Here is a 20,356-nt window from a genome sequence, read left to right as displayed (position 1 = left end):
TGTTCTGTTATTTTAACAATCTCAGGAGAGATACTTTGCAACAACAGCCAAATAATAAAAACAGTCAAGACCTCGCAGGCAAAACGGCTGTGGTTACGGGCGGCAACATCGGCCTTGGTTTTCAGTCCACGTTGGAACTAGCAAGGCGCGGTGCACATGTAGTGATTGCTTGTAGGTCCATCGAAAAGGGTGAGACTGCGATCACACGTGTCCGCCAGAAGGTCAGCTCAGCTTCTCTGGAGGTGCTCCCTCTTAACCTGACAGACCGGAAGAGCATTCACCGGTTTGCAAAGGCTTTCACTACAAAGCATCAGCAGTTGGATATTCTGCTGAACAACGCAGGTGTCGTAAACCTAGAGCAACGAATGCACACCAAAGAAGGTTGGGAAATGCATATGGCAACCAACCATCTGGGTCACTTTTTACTGACCGGATTATTGTTTGAAACACTCCTTGCGACGCCAAATGCTCGCGTCGTAACCGTTTCCAGCGGCGGTTACAGAGCAGCAAAACTGGATCTTGAAGATTTGCATTCAGAAAAGCGACCTTATTCTCGCTTGGGGTTCTACGGTAATAGTAAGCTTGCAAATCTACTCTTCATGTTTGCATTGCAACGGCGTTTTGAAGCGGCAGGCTCTTCAGCCAAATCAGTATCTGCACACCCTGGCCTGACAGCAACGGAACGTCAGCAGTCCATCGGGATGGGAGGATGGCTGTCTCGGTTTCTGGCACGACCGGTTGAGTTTGGATGTCGCCCACAATTAGCTGCAGCAACGGCTCCAGATATTGCGGAATGCGCCTTTCTGGGACCACGCTTCGGGCTATGGGGCAACCCGAGTCCTGTGAAACTTTCTGGCCCAGTAGTGGATGCAGAGCTTCAGGAAAAACTCTGGGCACTCTCTGAGAAACTCACTGAGTTTAAGTATGTGAAGGCAAGCGACACTGCCTGATTGACAAGGCGCCTCAAGAAGAGGTGCCCTGACATCACTCTGCTTCATTGGAGTACAAAGCGCTGATTAACACTCATGAGATGAAGAGGTTGGATAATTAAAACTTGTAGCCAAGCGCTTCGATATCTGGTTTGTAAGCCTGTTCTATAATTCCAGCCAATTTGGGAGAAAACCAATCATGATAAGGCTGAGGTTTGGAGACAAACCCATTCAAACAATTTGCTACTTCTTTGGGTAACACCTTGATATCTTCCAAGAAACTCTCGAATCGTAGAACATGGGTCTTTACGCACTGATCAGACTTTACCCAATCTAACTGCTGGCGCGGCAAAGTCCCCTTTTCTTTCAGTCTTTGATACCTAATCCTTTCTTTCACATTGTAGTCAAATGAACAAAGGTAGCGCTGGCGCAGTATATTCAGATCCCCCAATAATGACGTATCGCGTTTCACCTCTTTACCCAACAGTCGATCCTTTACCCTACGACGCACTGCCGTCCGCACGAACTTATGCATTGAAACAGCCTGATCCCATGGATTGCGGACAACGCAAAATGCTTCATAGTCCTGTATCTCTCTTTCAAGAAAATTTTTATGGACCTGGAGTTTTCTGAGAGAGATATGCGTCGAACACCCAAAGTGCTCCACGCCTCCGAGCAAACCTTGGTTTTCTTTAAAGCGTTCTGTAATATAGCGACCTCCTGTTTTGGGTATATGTATAAAGAGGAGCTTGTGTTTATTCAGAAATATACAGGGCATCCACACCTACCAACCAATCTATTTAGGTGCAGGGTAAATAAATTGGCCTCGTGGCAAAGCCTTCAAATTTCCCTTAAACTTTCAAAGGGACAATTAGTGCTGATTGTACGTACCTCTAACGATTTGAGCTAAGCGCCACGGCCTTACGAGATGCCTTGTTCCCATTCAGCTTTGACCACATCACTTTGTTCATCCACCAACAATACTGACTTGTGCTTCTCGAAATCGGTGGTGGAGGCAAGTTGGGCTAGGGCCCAGACTGCGGTGGCGCGGACGGTTTCGTCTTTGTCTCGCAGGTGGTTCAGCACCTGGGGGATGAGCTTTTCTTCTGCGCTGTTGCCTGCTGCGATGAGGCAGTTGCGGATGAAGCGGTTGCGGCCAATCCGTTTTACCGGAGAACCGGAGAAGAACTTGCGGAAGGTTGGATCATCCATTTGCAGCAGATCTGCAAGGGCTGGTTCCATCAGGTCTTCGCGGGCTTGCAATTTGGCTTCGCTGGCAGACTGAGCAAACTTATTCCACGGGCAAACAGAGAGGCAGTCATCACAGCCATAGATGCGGTTGCCTATTGGCTTGCGAAATTCCAGTGGGATCGGACCATGGTGCTCGATGGTCAGATAAGAAATACACCGGTTGGCATCCACTTGATACGGCGCTGGAAAGGCCTCAGTCGGGCAAACTGTGAGGCAGCGTTTGCAGTTGCCACAATGGTCGACTTCAGGCTCATCCAGTGGCAAATCCAGGGTTGAGAAGATCGCCCCAAGGAAAAACCAGGAGCCAAGCTCTCTGGACACCAGATTGGAGTGTTTGCCTTGCCAGCCAAGCCCAGCGGAATGAGCCAAAGGCTTTTCCATTACCGGAGCAGTGTCGACAAATACTTTTACATCCCCACCACCTTTGGAGACCAACAAGCTAGCCAGCTCTTTCATTTTGCCTTTGACTATGTCGTGGTAATCACGATTACGAGCATAGACCGAAATGTGCGCCTTATCTGGCTTGTCGCGCATTTCCATCGGGTCGACATCCGGCCCGTAATTCATCGCCAGCATAACAACAGAGCGGGCTTCCGGCCACAGTTCCAACGGGCTTGAACGCCGGACTTCTGTTTCCGGCATCCATTCCATTGTGGCGTGATAACCTTGCTCGATGAAGTGATGCAGGCGCTCTGGCGCGAGCGGGATCGCATCAGCCGTGGTGATACGGACGTCATCGAACCCAACTGCACGTGCACGCTTGATCAGGTCTGCTTTAACGCGAGCAGCCTGCTTTTCCGTTAGCTGTGTGTCTGAATGAGGTTTTAGAAGTCCAGATCCGCGTAGGTCTTCGCCGCTGGCATGCCGAGCATCTTGTCCGCCAGAATTGGGCGGAAGCTCGGACGAGATTTCATCCGCGCGTACCAGCTCTTCACGTTTTCGTCCTCGGACCATGGAACTTCACCAAGATAGTCTGCACAGGAGAGAAGACTTGCTGCGGCCAGATCAGCGAATGTGAGCCGATCACCAGCCAGCCACTTACGTGTCGCGGCAAGGTATCCGATGTAGCGCAAGTGGTTCAGCATATTGACCCGTGCGATCCGAAGAATGCTTGAGTCTGGCTGTCCGCCACCCTGGCTATCCGGCATCTCCTGTTTGTAAATGCGTTCTTGCACGATGTAGCCAATAACCTCACCGAGGAATTTTTGCAAAAACCAAGAGACGAGACGACGCGTTTCTGCACGTGCTTCAGGATGATCTGGCAACAAGCGGCTGTTAGGAATCGCATAGCCGCGAGTTTCGTCCAAGTATTCCATGATAACCATGGGCCCGCACACAGCAGGGCCATCATTTTCCTTCAGAACGGGAAGCGTTCCTGCTGGGTTCATCATGAGGAAGTCGTGACGACGTGCCCAAGGGTACTCCGTCTGACATTCAAACGGAGTTCCATATTCTCCGAGCGCTAAGCGTGCGAAGCGCGATTCAGGAGAGAAAGGATGATGATAGAGCTTGAGCATTGTTCTGATTTATGAGCAAACCTGTAACCAAAAGGTTGCTATAGAAACGTAATTTGTCTCAAAAGAGTCTTGAGACGGTAAACCATACGAAAACACGGGGACAACCTCACCAATGACATCTGGGGAAAATTCGTGGAGACCATCGTTTAATGACAACTGAAAGTATCGTCGGCGCATTGCTGCTCGGCATCATTGAAGGCCTGACTGAATTCATCCCAGTTTCCTCCACAGGGCATCTGCTGCTGATCGGGCATTTTATCGGGTTTAAAAGTGAAGGTCGCGCCTTTGAGGTGATGATCCAGCTTGGAGCTATCGCAGCAATCCTGAGTGTCTACTTCACACGGCTCACAAGAATTGCAGTTGCACTGCCAACAAGTGCAAAAGCCCGGCATTTCACAATAGGTGTTCTGCTTGCGTTTCTACCTGCTGCAGCGATTGGCGCGCTGGCCTACGATTTTATCAAGGCGGTTTTGTTTGAAACTCCCGCTCTGGTCTGCGTAACGCTGATTTTCGGTGGCATCATTATGCTGCTGGTTGATAAAATGCCTTTGCAAGCACGCTATACCAACGTGGAAGACTATCCGCTTTCGCTTTACATCAAGATTGGCTTTGCACAGTGCATGGCGATGATCCCGGGCGTGTCTCGTAGTGGCGCTACGATTGTCGCATCCTTGCTGATGGGCACTGACAAACGGTCAGCGGCGGAGTTTTCATTCTTCCTAGCAATGCCAACCATGGTTGGTGCGTTTGTTTTTGACTTTCTGAAAAACAAGGACGCGTTGGGGCAGGATGACTGGACCCTGATTATCATCGGGCTGGTCTCTTCCTTTATTGCCGGTTTCTTTGTTGTACGCAGCTTGCTTGATTATGTCTCCAAACATGGCTTCGCGTTGTTCGGCTGGTGGCGCATCATTGTAGGCGGGCTTGGACTACTAGGTCTCATCCTCACTCAGAGCTAACCGCATCTACAATTCATCTTCAAAGCGTCGCAAATATGCGGCGCTTTTTTATTTCAGGTCGGAAGCTGGGGTGTGTTTGAAGCTGTATCCCTTGTTCAACCATTCCTGGAACCTGTTTTGCGTGTCGGGATCACTGAGTTCATAATGTGTCACCAATCCTGCTTTCGGGATATTCTGCGCTTTACCTAACAAGGCCATATCCAGCGTTTGACAATTGGTGTGATAAAGCTCGACAGATCCTTTGTCCGTCTTTTGAAGATACGCTGTATGAGAAATATGGCCGGTTCTATCATCAACAAAATTTAGAACTCCGGACTCTTCCACTTTGGTGTGGTCGAACTCTTTTTCAATTGTTTCAGGAGATATTCCCATCAGTTCCGGATAACCTTCCGGATAGCCATTCACCTTGTTCTCACCCATCAGACTTGCTCGCATAAATTCAGGCAGGTTGCCTTCGATAACCCCAACTTTCATTGCAGCGTTGTAGCAAACCTGAGGGCGCCAACTCTCTCTCTTCTTGTCATAGTCAGAAGTCAAATTGCCCTGAAGTTTTTCATCACCCATGCGTTTGCTTTCGGACTTGCTTGCTTCTGAAGTGTCGAGCCAATCCATCTCTTTGCGCAGTTTTTGAAGGCTTTTGGTGGATGTTTTGAGAGCTTTGTTGACATCATCAATGTTACGAGCCTGGACGCTTGCTTCAGCGTGGGTGAGCTCCTTGCTCACATCCTCACAAGCTGAGGAGAATTTGCTGAGCTTTTTGGCGTTGGTCTTACTAAAGTAGGCGCGCTTCACAAACTCAGCCTTACGGCCTGCGTGTTCATTGTATTCCTGTCGCAAGCCATTAACTTCATCTGATAATTCAGAGAGCGTTCTTTCGGCATCACTGATCAGTTCAGAATGCTCTGAAACGCACTTTTGCAATGCAGACACTGCGGAAACAACGGCTTGCTTGTCTTTCTCATGGATAGCAGCCAGTGCCGCCTTGAGGGCAGACTGCGTTGCTTTATCAAGCTTTTTGAAAGAAGAACTAAGCGCCTTATAATTTCTCAGAATATCGCTTTTGGTACTTAGCTCAGAAATTGAATGCTCAAGCTGAGAAAAATCCGCAGGTGTGTCAACGGATGCAGCGCCCCCCGCTGCTGCGCCTCCTTCTGCGCCCTCTTCACCACCTGCATTGATGCGCAGGAGTTTGAACATCTCCTCCGTCCATTGGTGCTCTTCTGGGGTCAGGTCAGTCAGTGGCATGGTCTTCTTCCAGCTTTGAAGGCTCTACATCTAAAAGGACACTTCATTATCGAGTAATATGCGTTACTCTGATGAAGGTGGAACGGCTTTTGAAGCTGGTGGTGAATATATGCTTATGCCAAGTCAGAGAGCTTAGATTAAAATGGAAAGAGCGCGCTACTGTAGCCTCAGGCATTAAAAAACCCCGCTTGAAGCGGGGTTTTGTGTCTTCGCATTTGCTTGATCGTTATGACTTCGAGGGTCTTTTCGCGTCGTACTGTCCATGCGGGCGGAACTTATCAAGATACGTCGGCAGAATTGCTTCCATGGAGTGCGGCTCAATGCCTAGTCCCTCAAACGTACGCTTTTCCGACTGCGCTTCCTTACTCACCACATTATCGCTCTTCAGCAGATTAACCTGATCGACTGTCAACATTGGCTTTGGCAGCATCTGCATGAATTTTGCCTGAATACGGGCGATCAGGAACGGCAAAGTAACCAGCATGCGTTTGCGATGTATGACCTGCATCAGCAGCTGCAAGCATTCTTTAAAGGTCGCAACCTGAGGGCCACCCAGCTCGTAAATTTTGCCAGCTTCAGCCTTGCTTTCGATGGCATTTGCGATAGCGAGCGCAACATCACCCACGTAAACAGGCTGGAACTTAGTATGACCACCGCCGATCAGAGGCAATACCGGGAAGAGCTGCGCCATGCTGCCGAAGCGGTTGAAGAAGTCATCTTCTGGACCGAAAACGATGGAAGGACGAAAGATGACTGCATCTGGCATTGCATTCAGAACAGCCTTTTCGCCTGCAGCTTTTGTTCTTGCATAAACAGCCGGGCTGTTTTCATCTGCTCCAATTGCAGAAACGTGAACCAGCTTCTCAATGCCTTGCTCTTTACAGACCTCAGCCACCGTTGCCGGGCCTTTTGCCTGAACACTGTCAAACTTCTGAGCACCGCTCTCATAGAGAATACCCACAAGGTTGATGACTGCGCAGGCACCTTCTACAGCGCGCTCGACAGATTTTTTGTTTCGCACACTCGCAGCAACAGGCATGATCTGCCCCACAGCCCCCAGCGGCTGCAAATGCTCTGCCAGATCAGGATGACGCACAGCGGCGCGGACGCTGTATCCGCGCTCTGCTAATATCCTGATGACGTGACGACCAATAAATCCTGACCCGCCAAAAACGGTTATAAGTTTCCCGTTAAGCGCTTGCGCCATTTTCATCCACCTTTGCCAAAATTTTGCAGGTACGCGTATTAGCGCGCATAACCCTCAAAAAAGCTATAATTCATGGGATGTTAATACGCTCAAGGATTTGGGATGTGAAGGCACTCTGTGGAGAAATTAAAACTCTTTGCAAATGTGCGATTGACAATCTTAGCCCGGATCACTAGAACCCAGCCTCACAGAGCGGCGCTGCCAAGCAGCAACCCTCTGAAAGAAAAAGATGATATGCCCAGATGGCGGAATTGGTAGACGCGCTAGCTTCAGGTGCTAGTGCCCGCAAGGGCGTGGAGGTTCGAGTCCTCTTCTGGGCACCATCTTTTCTTCACAAAGCTCTCCCTAAAAATTACAGAGTAACTTGACCGTTTGGTGTAGAAGAGACAAAACACGTCTCATGTACCAAATCGCGCTTATTCTTCGAGAGCAACAATGACAATCAGATATCACAAGAACGATCTTCCAGACCTTTCCAACTATGCTTCAGCTGAGGCCGTTGCAGTAGACTCTGAAACTCTAGGTCTGAATCCGCACCGGGATCGGTTGTGCGTTGTGCAGCTTTCCTCTGGCGACGGCTCTGCTGACGTGGTGCAGATTGAACGCGGCCAGTTGGTTGCTCCTAATTTGCAAGCGCTGTTTGAAGATGAAAGCAAGCCAAAGATTTTTCACTTTGCCCGCTTTGATGTTGCCATATTGAAAGAGTATCTGGACATTTCCGTTTCTCCGGTTTGGTGCACAAAAATCGCTTCCAAGCTCGTGCGAACTTACACAGACCGCCACGGACTGAAAGATCTTTGCCGCGAGTTGATAGGTGTTGACCTTTCCAAACAGCAGCAAAGCTCTGATTGGGCTGCTGAAAAGCTGACCGATGCACAGTTGGCCTATGCTGCATCAGATGTTTTGCACCTTCATAAGCTTAAAGAACGCCTTGAATTTATGCTGGAACGTGAAGAGCGCACTGAGATTGCACAGAAGTGCTTCGAATTTCTGCCAACACGTGCACAGCTTGACCTCGCAGGATGGCCTGAGAACGATATTTTCGCACATTCTTAAGCGAAACTCGAGTTTTCTACCAGTATTTGCGGTTTAATGGGCTTCAGCATTTGTAATTTGTTGAAGCCCCCCCATTTAGGCAGCTAGTGTGTACTTACTGCTTCCTTTCGGGTTTTTACCTGAAAATTTGCGTATCAACGGAAGCGGTTTGTGCCTGTAAGATACTGGTTACTCCTTGAGAGTGAGACCGGAAAATGGCAACCGGACAGCGGTCCCTATCTGTATCGCGTCCAGAATGTTCCAGGACTATGAATGACAACAATGGAAAACATGCCCAAAGAGTTTGCGAGTGAAGCGCAAACACGGCTTGAAAAAGCGCGCAAATCTGCGCGTCGACATTCCATTCTCGTTCGCATCCTCCGATTTGCTCTTCCTGCTGGTGGAATACTGATCGCCGCTGGTGTGGTTGGCATGATCGTTTTCCAAAACATTCTTGCCGGCCTGAGCATCGGAGATATCAGCCTGACAACCGAAGGTTTGGTCATGTCCAACCCGCATCTGTCAGGAAATGATGGCGACCGTTCATACAACGTTCAGGCCGACCGGGCTATTCAGCGTATTACAAACCCGCAAGTGATTGATTTGGAGAATATTGTGGCTGAAATCACAATAGCTCCCGGGGAAACTGTTAGTATCACCTCGCGAAACGGGACGTTTGATACGGAAATGGAAACCCTGAATCTCACCAATGGGATTACGGTCGCGTACAGCAAAGGTTATTCCGCAGAATTTGAGTATCTCGATATCGATATGAAGACAGGTACAATCCAGACCAACGATACAGTTGATGTCATGTCAGATGGTGGCTATATCGATGCTGGATCTATGGAATTTGATCAGAAAAACAATGTTTTGAATTTTCGCCGGGGCGTCAAAATGAAGCTTCTGCCCTGGGCACTGGAGAACGGTCAATGATTAACCGGATGAGAATATTCTCTCTATCTTGTCTTATGGCATACGGGCTGGCTGGAATGGCCCACGCACAAACGTTCTCCGATTCATTTGCCGGGTTTGGTTCTAACAATAAAGAACCTATTGAGATTGAAGCGACTAACCTTCAGGTTCGTGACAAAGACAAAAGCGCTATCTTCAGTGGCAACGTTGTTGTTACCCAAGGTGAAACCAAGCTGGAAACCCAGCGGTTGATCGTGTTTTATGCTGGCTCCATGGCCAATGGCACAGCGGATGGCCAAGCCGTCCAACAGTCCATTTCCCGTCTTGAAGCAAAAGGTAAGGTACTGATTTCCTCCAAGGATCAGGTCGCAACCGGTGACGATGCCAGTTTTGATATGGACAAACAGGTTGTTGTGATGACCGGCAAGCGCGTTGTTCTCAGCCAGGGACCGAACGTGATTGTTGGCAAGCGCCTTGTGATCAATCTGGAGACAGGCAAAGCAAATCTGGATTCCAGCGAAACTGGCGGTAACACTGGCCGTGTGCGGATGCTTTTGCAGCCGAACAGCCTTGAAAATAAGAACTAAAGCAAAATAGGCCACGCTCTTGAGTGCACACCCAATTGATCCTCAGATCCCAACGCACCAGCCAGAAGGCATCAAGTACGCTGACCCATCAGAGGCGGTGCTGGAAGTTGATGGCATCGGCAAGAGTTACGGACGTCGTCAGGTTGTCAAACACGTTAGCTTGAATGTACGCCGTGGCGAAGCTGTGGGGCTGCTGGGTCCAAACGGAGCTGGTAAAACAACCTGCTTTTACATGATCACCGGTCTTATTCGTCCGGACCATGGTTCAATTCGTCTCGACAACTTCGATATGACACAGCTGCCAATGTACCGCCGTGCGCGTTTGGGTGTTGGCTATCTGCCGCAGGAAGCCTCGATTTTCCGTGGGCTTTCTGTTGAAGACAACATTCGTGCTGTGCTGGAAGTGGTGGAGCCGAACAAGAAGCGCCGTGAGGAAGATCTTGACTCGCTCCTGACCGAATTTGGTGTCACGCACTTGCGCAAATCGCCAAGTATCGCACTCAGTGGTGGTGAGCGCCGCCGCGTAGAGATTGCGCGGGCTTTGGCAACTCGCCCGTCCTTTATGCTGCTTGATGAGCCGTTTGCGGGTATTGACCCGATCGCAGTGGGCGACATTCAGCAACTCGTACGTCATTTGACCCAGCGTGGAATCGGCGTGCTGATTACAGACCACAACGTTCGCGAAACGCTTGGACTGATTGACCGCGCTTATATTATCGCGGCAGGTGAAGTTCTAACCGAAGGCAAGCCACATCAGATCGTTGCTGATCCAGATGTAAGGCGTTTGTATCTCGGGGAACAGTTCACTCTTTGATTTCCAACCTATGCCGAATTGCGTAGAAGAGTGTTGCAGGCTAGCTTGCAGCACTTGGAGGACGAAACAACTCTATGGCAATCGGTCCAAAATTAGAATTCAGACAAAGCCAACAGCTTGTCATGACGCCGCAACTGATGCAGGCGATCAAGCTGTTGCAGCTGTCGAATGTGGACCTGATTGCCCACGTTAATAGTGAGTTGGAAAGCAATCCTTTTCTAGAGCGAGACGATAGCCCGGATGGCGCTGGACCAGCTATAGAAACTTCTCACTCTGAAAATACTCCAGAAGCTGACAGTAGTCCTGCAGAGATGCAGGAAGGGGATTGGCTCAATAACGAGTTGGAGACAACTCCGGAAGCAATTTCGAGCAATCTGGATTCTGAACTCTCCAATGTTTTTCCTGATGATAATGGCGAGCACCAATCAGTTGATCCGGTTCAGCAGAAAGCGGATAACTGGCAGGCACCAAGCCACAGCACCTCATCAGGTGCTTCTGACTACAATCTTGAAGCGTTTGTCGCCGCAGAAATCTCCTTGAGTGAGCACCTTCAGGAGCAACTCGGTTTTGTGCTTACAAATCCTGCCGATGTTCTGGTCGCTCATCAACTCATCGATTGTATTGATGAAAATGGCTATCTGCGCATTGATGGCGCAGAGATGTCTGAACGCCTCGGAGTTTCGGGACAAGGCCTAGAACGGGTTATTCTTGCTTTGCAGGGGCTTGATCCGGTTGGTGTGTTTGCGCGTGATTTGTCTGAGTGCCTAAAACTGCAACTCAAAGAGAAAGACCGCTACGACCCTGCCATGCAGGCGCTGGTCGAGAACATTGAGTTGCTAGCCTTACATGACCTCGTAAAGCTCAAACGTATTTGCAAAGTGGATGATGAAGACCTCAAGGACATGATCCTTGAGATCAAGGAGCTCAATCCGAAGCCTGGCGCTGCTTTCAATACTGAAATTACGCAACCGATTGTGCCAGATGCGTTTGTTCGACCTGCTTCAGATGGTGGCTGGACCGTTGAGCTCAACACAGAGAGCCTGCCAAAGGTTTTGGTTAGCCAGAGCTACTATTCAGAGATTTCTCAGGGCTCTAAGAACGATAAGGAACTGGCTTACTTCACCGATAGTCTGCAGACCGCAAACTGGCTGGTCAAAAGCCTTGATCAGCGGGCGCGGACAATCCTGAAGGTGTCCTCTGAAATTGTTCGTCAACAAGACGGTTTTCTCACTTATGGTGTCCAGCATCTTCGACCAATGAACCTGCGCGTTGTGGCAGACGCCATTGGCATGCATGAATCCACCGTTAGTCGTGTGACATCCAATAAATATATCGCCACACCACGAGGTATTTTCGAGCTGAAATACTTTTTTTCTGCTGCAATCGCCTCTTCTGAGGGCGGTGAATCGCACTCAGCGGAATCAGTACGCTATCGGGTAAAGCAACTTATTGACGCTGAAGATCCGAAGAAGATTCTTTCAGATGACGCTCTTGTGAAAATTTTGAAAGACGACGGTGTGGATATAGCGCGACGAACTGTAGCTAAGTATCGGGAAGCATTAAAGATTCCGAGCTCAGTTCAGCGTCGGAGAGAAAAGAAAAGCCTGACCTAACCCACTGATATTTCTCATGGTTTCAAAGAGACATAATAGGGTCTCGATCAGTTAATAACCTCTATAGGATGTTTTTCTGTTCTCATAGATTTTTCTAAGAACTCGAAAACAGTAGCACTTTAAACTTAGCTGGTCCAAACTACATGTGTTGAAGGGTTCTTTGCTCTTTGGCTGAAGAACCTGTCAGCGAATAAGTCGACACAACATAAGAGGTTCCCATGACAATTAGAATTTCGGGGAGGAACGTGGACATTGGTGACGCAACCAGGACACACGTTGAAGACCGGATTTCCGATGCACTGGATAAATATTTCCCAGGAGCATACACGGGTCATGTGACAATCGCTCGCGAAGGCTCAGGCTTCCGATCCGACTGCACAGTCCACCTCAGCACGGGAGTCGTGCTTCAGGTTTCAGGCGACAGTCAGGATCCGCGACAAAGTTTCGACAAAGCAGCCGAACGCATTGAGAAAAGGCTAAGGCGCTACAACAGAAAGTTAAACGACCACCACACAAATGGCCTCCCTGCAGAGTGGGAAACGTACGGCGCAACATCGTATGTTCTTGCTGATCCTGAGCAGGAAGAAGAGGTACCCGCCGACTACAACCCACTTGTGGTTGCAGAAACCGAAGCGAAAGTGAAAACACTGACTGTCGGAATGGCAGTTATGGAGCTAGATTTAAGTGAAGCTCCCGTTGTAGTGTTCCGCAACGCTGGTAATGGTGAGGTAAATGTCGTATTCCGTCGTCACGATGGAAACGTTGGCTGGATTGATCCAAATCTCGCTAACGGGGCTGCTCCTAACTGATAATCATGGTCATCGCGACCCTGTACAAAGCCGGTTTTTACCGGCTTTGTATTTTGCATGGACACGGATCAAGGAATGGATCTGAACGAACTTCTTCGTCCTGAGGCTGTCATTGCCAACCTCAAGGCAAACAGCAAGAAACAAGCCCTGCAGGAACTTGCAGAACGGGCCTCTGAGATTTGCGGAGAAACTGAGCGCGATATCTTTGATACGCTGCTGCAACGCGAACGTCTCGGCTCTACAGGTGTCGGAAACGGCATTGCAATTCCGCATGGAAAAATCGTGGACCTTGACGGGTTGCACGGCCTGTTTGCGCGTCTGGACAAACCGATCGAGTTCGACAGCTTGGATGACCAGCCTGTTGATCTGATCTTTGTTTTACTCGCGCCAGAAGGCGCTGGGGCGGACCACTTGAAAGCTCTGGCACGCGTTGCCCGACTTCTGAGGGATTCTGATGTTGCTAGCAAGCTGCGCGCGACAACAGACGCTGCTGCAATTTATTCTATTCTGACCCACCCACAGGCTTCGCCTAACGCAGCCTGAGGCACGTCAGCTCAAAAAATAAAAAAGCCTGGATCGGACGCATTCCGATCCAGGCTTTTTCTCTGCCTAATTCACTGGGTTCGAAGAGCATTTCTATGCCTTGAAATGCTAATCTTCTTTTTCACTCGCTCTTGGTGTTCCCAAGAATTGGTTTAATGGACGCTCAGAGCTTCCAGATCGTTCTCAATTGCGTTTGCAATTGCTGCGTTGCGTGTGTCAGTCAGAACCAGCGGAGTTCCGTCAGCCGCCAAAAGAGCCCATGCAGGGAGGTCTGCATCCTGCAGCTCCGCATCAGGGAACATCTTCTTCAGGTCATTTGGAGAAACCCGCCTAACATAGGCGACCTCACCAGCTCCGAGTTCTTCAAAATTTTCGTACGGGTCGTCGGCCAGCACAGAAGGGGCGCGTGTCATCGCCTTCTCCTTGAGAGTTGTTAGAGCAGGCCGCGTATGTTCACGCTTCAAACTCTAAGTCTTTATTGTCGCGCGCATCCTTTCTCGAAAACCGGGTTTCCGTTTTCCGGAGATACGCTTCAATATTCAGATCAGCGCGAAGAAAGGATTGCTCCTTAAATTCAGTCCCCCGCCGAGATTTCAATCCGGCGAACGATACGCTCTGGCTCAGGACGAGCAAGATCAATAGACAACAGACCATCTCTCAGGTCTGCCCCTAAAATCTCAATGCCTTCGGCCAACACAAATGCGCGTTGGAACTGTCGTGCAGCTATACCCCTGTGTAGGTATTGGCGAGTTTTGTCTTCTTGTTGGCGACCACGGATTACCAGTTGGCTTTCCTCAACAGAAACATCTAGTTGGTCGCGTGTGAAGCCAGCAACCGCAAGTGTGATGCGGATGACTTCACCTTTTTCTTCGGTGGCAGCGAGGCGTTCAATATTGTAGGGTGGGTAGCCATCATTGGCTGCCTTGCTTACCCTATCCAATACGCGCTCAATATCATCGAACCCCAACATAAATGGGCTCGAAAACGCAGATACTCGCGTCATAATCCAAGTCCTTCTTCAAGCGACCCAGCTCCAGACCCTCATTAGGCATCCGGTGTGAGAGCATCTCGCTCTCGGTCTTTCTTCTGGAATATGGCGGTTAGCGGCGAAGGTTTCAAGTTAACTTAATGATACTCAATTAATTCTCCCGGATCGCAACGGTATTCTCAGGCCCCACAACAAGCTTGGGTGGTAAACTTGCAGGACTTTAAACAGTGCTGCTTTGAGCCCTTGGTCTGTTTGGTCCTTCGTTTCCCTTCTCTGCTGCCATGCCGGGAATGACAGGTTTACGTCCCCCTTAAGAAATCGTAGCGTCTGCTTTTGGAGAATGTTGCCTCAAGGGGAGTGATAGGAATGTACATTGCTGAGGTAGATAACTCACGTGCCACTTTGATGGTGAAGGCTTATCCGTTTGCGCTGATCGCTATCAGCCTTCTCATCAACCTGTTCGTCTTCGGCATTAAACCGCTCGTCATCACTCTTCCCACTCCAGAAGCAATCGAAGCCTTGATCATCGCTGCGGTCCTGCTTCTTGGCAATCATACCTGGCTGATGACTGTCACGGAGCTCACACGCGCTAAGTATGATCTGGCGACAACACCAGAAGAGTGGGAGCAAAAAGGCGGGCGCCCGTCTTCAATTGCTCAGGATGCTCGTGACGCGCTGGAACGTCGTCACAATGCTCACCGCAACACCACCGAGAACATGGTCTACTTTGTGCTGTTAGGAACTGTTGTGGCTGTCGTTTCACCTGTGACTCTTATGGTGCAGGTTTGGGTGGTCGGGTTTGCCGTTGCCCGGCTTGGTTACACTTACAGTTATCTGTCAGCCCAAACCGGCCTACGAGGCCTGTTTATGAGCCTGAGCTTGCTCAGTCTTTACGGGATGGCCAGCTACCTTGTTATGGCAATGTTTGCTTAATCCTCATCGTACAAACAGAAAAGCCGGGGCAATGCCCCGACTTCTGCTTTTCACAGGTCACCGGGAGCGAAAACGGTGGCCTGTGATTTTTGATGTCTCACAGCCTCACCAGCTCGCGAGTGCATCAAATTTTTCAAGCTGATCCTGCTTAATCTGGCCTTCATCATCGCGGCCAAGGAAGATTTTCAGGTAGCTGTTGCCATCTGCATTCAGGAAATTGATGGACACAGCCAACTTGGAGAAAAATGGACGCTTCAAGAAGATGATGGAATGGCACGCATCTGCCTTGATGTGACCGGAGAAGCCGCCCTCTGTCTGCTTGAGGTTATAGAAGCCGCGTGCATAGCTACCTTCTGGGAACGGACCTTTCACTTCAAAGATCATGTCTCCGGTATTTGCAATGCTTGTAACATTGCCCCAAGCAGGGATGGCTTTGATCACTTCGTCAAAGCGTTCGCCTGAATGTTCACGCCACATTTCTTCTGGCAAGCAACGGATTGTGTCAGCCATTGAGAGATTATGCTCCTTAGCAATGCTCTCCAGAATGCCTGCTGGATTTTCTGCAAGCTTCTCTTTCAGCTCTGTGATTTGTGCGTTCATGCAGCCTCTTCTTGATAGGTTTTGGTTTCTGGCTGCAAGCTTGCGGAGTGCAGCTTAAATGCAGCCTTGAGATAAGTGAGAAGGGTTTGGTGCCAAAAGCGCCCTGCTGTGGTGAGGGAGATGATCTCCTCACCTGCGATCAAGCCGGTACGCTGCCAATTGCTCAAAAGTGGATTTATAGAGTTGCGAAAGCCGCCAGCGCCAGGTTCGATACGCTCCAAACGCCCTAAGTCGAGGCGCATCTCTTCTATTCCAGCAGCCAGGAAATTGAGGGGAGAAGACAATGGATCGGTCCTGTGCAAACGCGACAATGGCTTCTCCCCCTCCTCCAGGCACCGCATGTAGTCCACGATTCCTCCATGGATGCCGTAGGAATATCCGTTGATGTTGCCGCCTGCTCCCGAGCCGAATGCAAGGCAGTCCGCGCCGGACTTGATCAATGTGTTGTAAAGATTGCGCTCGCGGGTCTGTCGGCCCCAATGACTGGAAGAGATCTGTTTCCAACCTTGGCGGTGCATGTACTCTAAACCCTCGCCGTACATGGCTCCCTGTTGCGGCAAGGGCGCAGCTGGGTCGCAGGCCCCCTTATCAATCGCTTTTGAGAGAGTACTGCCAGGAAAGACAGCGAGGGTGTATAGATCAACGCCGTCCAAACCCAAATCGACAACAGTTCGCAAGTCATCGCGCCAAACCTCTTCGGTTTGATAAGGCAGGCCTAGTATCAGGTCACAGACGATTGCAGCACGGTTGCGGTCTCTCAGGCCTTCAAAAAAGCGGATTGCTTCTGATCCGCTCGCCTTACGGCCCTGTCGCTTGCGGACTTTGGTGTTGAAGGACTGAACACCGGTTGAAAAGCGATTTGCACCCGCATCCAGACAGGCATCTATCTTGTCATCATCAAAGTGGAAGATACGTCCCTCAACTGTGATCTCACAATCGGCTGAGAGAGGATAAAGCTCTCGGATACGACGGATCACTCTTGCGAGGTCTTTCGCATGAAGGGCTGTCGGAGTGCCTCCGCCGAAATAAACGGCGTTGATTGGTGAACTTTGAGAAGCTTTGGAAGATGCCTCCAGCTCAAGTTCCTTGATTAATGCATCAGCATATGGGGCTGAGTGTTCTTCATGCCATTTGTTACGGTAGAACCCGCAGAACAGGCAGTGATTGGCGCAAAACGGGACATGCAAATACATGACGGCCATGCCTGACCGTTTAGATTGTTGAATTTCCTGCCAAACAAGCTGGTGTTCCTCTTCCAACACAGCCTCACCAGCAGAGCCGGGCATATGCGCGCCACGTCGCTGAAATGCGTAACGGAGAGGATCATCTGTTTCCTGAGCAAAGAACTGTTCCAGCGCTGCTTTCATCGGTCAACCTGCATTATGAAATTGGTTGGCTCGCAGTGCGCTGGCTAAATATGAGTATTTACATCAAGTTTTGTTTTTGAGAAGAGAAGTTCGCTCACGTGCGATAAAATGGCACAGGTTTTCGACTGCATCTATGTGTACCACACGAAAAAGGCCCAGCAGATGCCGGGCCTTTTGAAAGTTATATCTGAGCAGCGTTTAAGCTGTTTCAAGTGCGCCTTCCAGCTCGATACGTTTGCCGGATTTGGTGTCAAACGTATGCAGCTTTTCTGGCTTTGCTGTCACTTTCAGGATCTGGCCTGGTTCGAAGTGCAGTTTACCAGGAGCACGAACAACAACGTCAACACTGCCTTCACCGATGGTGCCGTGAACGTAGCTCTCAGCGCCCACAGGCTCAACAACATGCACAGTCAGTGCAGTATGCAGTCCGGTGTCGAACTTCTCACTCAGCTCTTCAATCACCAGATCTTCCGGGCGAACGCCGAGGATCAGGTCAGACAGGTCTGTGTTCAGCTTCACGTCAACGGTTGCGCCATTGTCGAGCTTCCACTCATTGCCACTCTTTGCCAGAGGCAGCAGGTTCATTGCAGGAGAACCGATGAAGGTCGCAACAAATGTAGACGCTGGCTTTTCGTAGACATCAATCGGAGAGCCGATCTGCTCTACAACACCGCCGCTGAGAACGACCAGGCGATCTGCCAGTGTCATTGCTTCCAGCTGGTCGTGGGTCACGTACAAGCTAGTGGTGCCGAGTTCTTTCTGAAGCTTCTTGATCTCCATGCGCATCTGCACACGCAGCTTTGCATCAAGGTTGGACAGAGGCTCATCGAACAGGAACGCAGCAGGTTCGCGAACAATCGCGCGACCCATTGCAACACGCTGACGCTGACCACCGGAAAGCTGACGTGGCCGACGATCAAGGAAATCTCCGATCTCCAGAATTTCAGCCGCCTTGCGAACCCGCTTTTCGATCTCATCCTTAGGGATGCTACGATTTTTCAGGCCATACGCGAGGTTGTTGTAAACCGTCATGTGCGGATAGAGCGCATAGTTCTGGAACACCATTGCGATGTCACGATCAGCGGGCTCTACATTATTGACCAGACGATCCCCGATAAACAGCTCACCATCTGTGATGGTTTCCAGACCTGCCACCATGCGCAGCAGAGTGGACTTACCGCAACCGGAAGGGCCGACGAGAACAATGAACTCACCATCCTTAATGTCGATGGAGATGCCTTTTACCGCTTCTACGTTGCCTGCGTAGATTTTGCGAAGGGTATTAAGTTGAATGCCTGCCATTTTTATTTCTCGCTTTCCACGAGCCCTTTAACAAACCAAGACTGGAAGATCACCACGATGAGAACAGGTGGAAGCATTGCAAGTACTGCAAGTGCCATTGCCTGGTTCGTATCCGGGATCTGCGCACCAATCCACACCTGCAGAATCTGCTTCATACCACGCACCAGCGTGAAGAGGCTTTCATCTGTGGTGATGAGTGTTGGCCAGAGGTATTGGTTCCAACCAAACACGAACATGATGATGAAGATTGCAGCAATCATGGTCTTGGAGAGTGGAACAAGAATGTCGATGAAGAACTTCAGCGGTCCCGCACCATCGATACGCGCTGCTTCAACCAGCTCATCCGGAACGGACTTAAAGAACTGACGGAAGTAGAAGGTACCTGTTGCAGACGCAATCAATGGGATGATCAGGCCTGAATAGGTGTTCGCCATACCGAGGCCCTGCACGATCTCGTAGGAAGGCAGAATGCGCACTTCCAGCGGCAGCAGCAGGGTGGAGAAGATGATCCAGAAGAAGAACGTTCCAAGCGGGAAGCGGAAATACACGATTGCATAAGCCGCAAGCATGGAGATGATGATCTTACCGAAGGCAAAACCCAGGCCGAGGACCAAAGAGTTCCACAGCATGGTCAGACCGGTCACGGACTTGGTGAAGCCACCTGCTTCAGTCAACACTTGCTTGTAAGTGTCAACGAAATGGCCGCCTGGAGAGAGCTGAAGACCCTCTTTGTAAATGGACACAGCATCATGACTGGAGGTCATGAGTGCGTAGACGACTGGCACCAGCATAAAGAGGGCGCCGAGAACGAGGATCGTGTGATCCCAAAACTGTGAGCGTTTCATCTATCCCTCCTTAACTGTAGTGTACACGACGTTCGATCATGCGGAACTGAACCACAGTGAGAGCGAACACGAGTATCATCAAGATCACAGACTGTGCTGAGGACCCACCAAGGTCGTTTCCACGGAAGCCATCAAGGAACACCTTGTAAACGAGCGTTACAGGGTTGTTGCCTGGCTCACCCTTAAGCACCAGATCGATAATACCGAATGTATCAAAGAGCGCGTAAGTGATGTTGATGATCAGCAGGAAGAAGCTGGTTGGAGCCAGCAGTGGGAAAGTCACGGTCCAGAAGCGACGTGAAGAAGATCTACAATCAACCGCAGCTGCTTCCTGAACGGATTTTGGAACACTCTGGAGGCCAGAGAGGAAGAAGATAAAGTTGATCGGAATTTGCTTCCAAACCGCAATCACGGTCATAGCAAATGCAGTATCAAAATAGTTCACACCGATCTGCATGTTCCAGCCAAGGGCGTGGGCAAGATCGTTGAGTGGGCCAATGTGCTGGTCAAACAGCATCACGCCTACAAGGCCTGCGACGGGAGGGGCGATCGCATAAACCCACATCAGCAAAGTGCGGTATGTGGAGGCGCCTTTGATAACGTTGTCTGCTTTGACTGCCAGCAAAAGTGCAATGCTGAGAGAAAAGAATGTCACCGCAGCTGAGAAGATCAGCGTGAACCATGCGGTTCTGCTGTATTCGCTCGCGGAAACAACGTCTTTAAAGTTGTCTAGGCCAACAAAGGTGGAGCCGAAGCCAAACGGGTCTTCAAGATAGAAAGACGCCCTGATTGCTTCTGCGGCTGGCCACAGAAAGAAGACGCCAACAATGGCCAACTGCGGAAGCAGCAGCATGTATGGCATCAATGGATGTGAGAATTGAACTCGTTTCATGGACT

At 50.0% G+C, this 20,356-nt stretch carries 22 protein-coding genes and 1 tRNA gene; 11 read left to right on the top strand and 12 right to left on the bottom strand.

The window, feature by feature from the left end; translation table 11 throughout:
- Positions 1–35 precede the first annotated feature (35 nt).
- A complete protein-coding gene (locus BM231_RS03355) occupies positions 36–950 on the top strand; it encodes an oxidoreductase (protein ID WP_093516682.1) in 915 nt (304 codons plus the stop codon).
- A gap of 97 nt (positions 951–1,047) precedes the next feature.
- Here BM231_RS03355 and BM231_RS03350 read toward each other — a convergent pair whose 3' ends face one another.
- The 3 genes from BM231_RS03350 to BM231_RS03340 form a co-directional block, all read right to left on the bottom strand.
- On the bottom strand, positions 1,048–1,707 hold the full coding sequence (locus BM231_RS03350; protein WP_093516680.1) for a sulfotransferase family 2 domain-containing protein: 660 nt from the start codon (positions 1,705–1,707) through the stop codon (positions 1,048–1,050).
- Between the two features lie 143 nt (positions 1,708–1,850).
- Complete coding sequence (queG, locus tag BM231_RS03345; RefSeq protein WP_244527140.1) at positions 1,851–2,945, bottom strand: tRNA epoxyqueuosine(34) reductase QueG; 1,095 nt, start codon at positions 2,943–2,945, stop codon at positions 1,851–1,853.
- Positions 2,946–3,004: 59 nt separating this feature from the next.
- Complete coding sequence (locus BM231_RS03340) at positions 3,005–3,697, bottom strand: glutathione S-transferase family protein (protein WP_057462740.1); 693 nt, start codon at positions 3,695–3,697, stop codon at positions 3,005–3,007.
- A gap of 149 nt (positions 3,698–3,846) precedes the next feature.
- On the opposite strand from BM231_RS03340, the gene BM231_RS03335 reads away from it, so the two are divergent.
- Positions 3,847–4,656 (top strand): undecaprenyl-diphosphate phosphatase, encoded by an 810-nt coding sequence (locus tag BM231_RS03335; RefSeq protein ID WP_093516678.1) that lies wholly within the window; start codon positions 3,847–3,849, stop codon positions 4,654–4,656.
- Between the two features lie 48 nt (positions 4,657–4,704).
- Here BM231_RS03335 and BM231_RS03330 read toward each other — a convergent pair whose 3' ends face one another.
- Positions 4,705–5,901 carry a DUF8038 domain-containing protein gene (locus BM231_RS03330; protein WP_093516675.1) on the bottom strand — a complete coding sequence of 399 codons (1,197 nt, stop codon included), beginning with the start codon at positions 5,899–5,901 and terminating at the stop codon, positions 4,705–4,707.
- Between the two features lie 226 nt (positions 5,902–6,127).
- Positions 6,128–7,114 (bottom strand): complex I NDUFA9 subunit family protein, encoded by a 987-nt coding sequence (locus BM231_RS03325; protein ID WP_093516673.1) that lies wholly within the window; start codon positions 7,112–7,114, stop codon positions 6,128–6,130.
- Between the two features lie 230 nt (positions 7,115–7,344).
- Here BM231_RS03325 and BM231_RS03320 point away from each other — a divergent pair.
- From BM231_RS03320 to ptsN, 8 genes are all read left to right on the top strand, one after another.
- Positions 7,345–7,431 (top strand) — tRNA-Leu (locus tag BM231_RS03320).
- A 112-nt stretch (positions 7,432–7,543) separates the two neighbouring features.
- Entirely contained in the window at positions 7,544–8,164 is a 621-nt protein-coding gene (locus BM231_RS03315) for a ribonuclease D (protein ID WP_063309252.1), read from the top strand.
- A gap of 252 nt (positions 8,165–8,416) precedes the next feature.
- The gene (gene lptC / locus BM231_RS03310; RefSeq protein ID WP_208860022.1) at positions 8,417–9,079 is read left to right on the top strand and encodes an LPS export ABC transporter periplasmic protein LptC; all 663 of its coding nucleotides are present in this window, start codon (positions 8,417–8,419) and stop codon (positions 9,077–9,079) included.
- A 56-nt stretch (positions 9,080–9,135) separates the two neighbouring features.
- Entirely contained in the window at positions 9,136–9,645 is a 510-nt protein-coding gene (gene lptA, locus BM231_RS03305) for a lipopolysaccharide transport periplasmic protein LptA (RefSeq protein ID WP_208860021.1), read from the top strand.
- A 19-nt stretch (positions 9,646–9,664) separates the two neighbouring features.
- Positions 9,665–10,459, top strand: coding sequence for an LPS export ABC transporter ATP-binding protein (lptB, locus tag BM231_RS03300; RefSeq protein WP_057462735.1), 795 nt, complete (start codon positions 9,665–9,667; stop codon positions 10,457–10,459).
- A 74-nt stretch (positions 10,460–10,533) separates the two neighbouring features.
- On the top strand, positions 10,534–12,072 hold the full coding sequence (gene rpoN, locus BM231_RS03295; RefSeq protein ID WP_093516667.1) for an RNA polymerase factor sigma-54: 1,539 nt from the start codon (positions 10,534–10,536) through the stop codon (positions 12,070–12,072).
- Between the two features lie 218 nt (positions 12,073–12,290).
- On the top strand, positions 12,291–12,881 hold the full coding sequence (gene hpf, locus BM231_RS03290; protein WP_084403556.1) for a ribosome hibernation-promoting factor, HPF/YfiA family: 591 nt from the start codon (positions 12,291–12,293) through the stop codon (positions 12,879–12,881).
- Between the two features lie 75 nt (positions 12,882–12,956).
- Positions 12,957–13,424, top strand: a complete 468-nt coding sequence (ptsN, locus tag BM231_RS03285) for a PTS IIA-like nitrogen regulatory protein PtsN (protein WP_057462732.1) — start codon at positions 12,957–12,959, stop codon at positions 13,422–13,424.
- Between the two features lie 152 nt (positions 13,425–13,576).
- Here the strand turns inward: ptsN and BM231_RS03280 are convergent, their stop codons facing one another.
- A complete protein-coding gene (locus tag BM231_RS03280; RefSeq protein WP_008548441.1) occupies positions 13,577–13,837 on the bottom strand; it encodes a BQ00720 family protein in 261 nt (86 codons plus the stop codon).
- Between the two features lie 161 nt (positions 13,838–13,998).
- A complete protein-coding gene (locus BM231_RS03275; protein ID WP_063294901.1) occupies positions 13,999–14,427 on the bottom strand; it encodes an Hsp20 family protein in 429 nt (142 codons plus the stop codon).
- Positions 14,428–14,778: 351 nt separating this feature from the next.
- Here BM231_RS03275 and BM231_RS03270 point away from each other — a divergent pair, with 351 nt between their 5' ends.
- Positions 14,779–15,345, top strand: coding sequence for an MAPEG family protein (locus BM231_RS03270; RefSeq protein ID WP_093516665.1), 567 nt, complete (start codon positions 14,779–14,781; stop codon positions 15,343–15,345).
- Positions 15,346–15,450: 105 nt separating this feature from the next.
- On the opposite strand, the gene hutX is transcribed toward BM231_RS03270, so the two are convergent.
- The 5 genes from hutX to BM231_RS03245 form a co-directional block, all read right to left on the bottom strand.
- The gene (gene hutX / locus BM231_RS03265; protein WP_093516663.1) at positions 15,451–15,945 is read right to left on the bottom strand and encodes a heme utilization cystosolic carrier protein HutX; all 495 of its coding nucleotides are present in this window, start codon (positions 15,943–15,945) and stop codon (positions 15,451–15,453) included.
- Positions 15,942–17,312, bottom strand: coding sequence for a heme anaerobic degradation radical SAM methyltransferase ChuW/HutW (gene hutW / locus BM231_RS03260; RefSeq protein ID WP_093516661.1), 1,371 nt, complete (start codon positions 17,310–17,312; stop codon positions 15,942–15,944). Before hutW ends, hutX begins: the two co-directional genes overlap by 4 nt.
- A 198-nt stretch (positions 17,313–17,510) precedes the next feature.
- Positions 17,511–18,614, bottom strand: a complete 1,104-nt coding sequence (locus BM231_RS03255) for a sn-glycerol-3-phosphate import ATP-binding protein UgpC (RefSeq protein WP_093516659.1) — start codon at positions 18,612–18,614, stop codon at positions 17,511–17,513.
- A gap of 2 nt (positions 18,615–18,616) precedes the next feature.
- On the bottom strand, positions 18,617–19,459 hold the full coding sequence (ugpE, locus tag BM231_RS03250; RefSeq protein ID WP_093516657.1) for a sn-glycerol-3-phosphate ABC transporter permease UgpE: 843 nt from the start codon (positions 19,457–19,459) through the stop codon (positions 18,617–18,619).
- A 10-nt stretch (positions 19,460–19,469) separates the two neighbouring features.
- Positions 19,470–20,351 carry an ABC transporter permease subunit gene (locus BM231_RS03245; RefSeq protein ID WP_057462725.1) on the bottom strand — a complete coding sequence of 294 codons (882 nt, stop codon included), beginning with the start codon at positions 20,349–20,351 and terminating at the stop codon, positions 19,470–19,472.
- Between the last annotated feature and the right edge of the window lie 5 nt (positions 20,352–20,356).

This window comes from Pseudovibrio ascidiaceicola (genome assembly GCF_900114245.1).
Lineage (GTDB): Bacteria > Pseudomonadota > Alphaproteobacteria > Rhizobiales > Stappiaceae > Pseudovibrio > Pseudovibrio ascidiaceicola.
The sequence above is the reverse complement of the archived record's forward strand: the minus strand, read 5'-3'. Positions and strand labels throughout refer to the sequence as shown.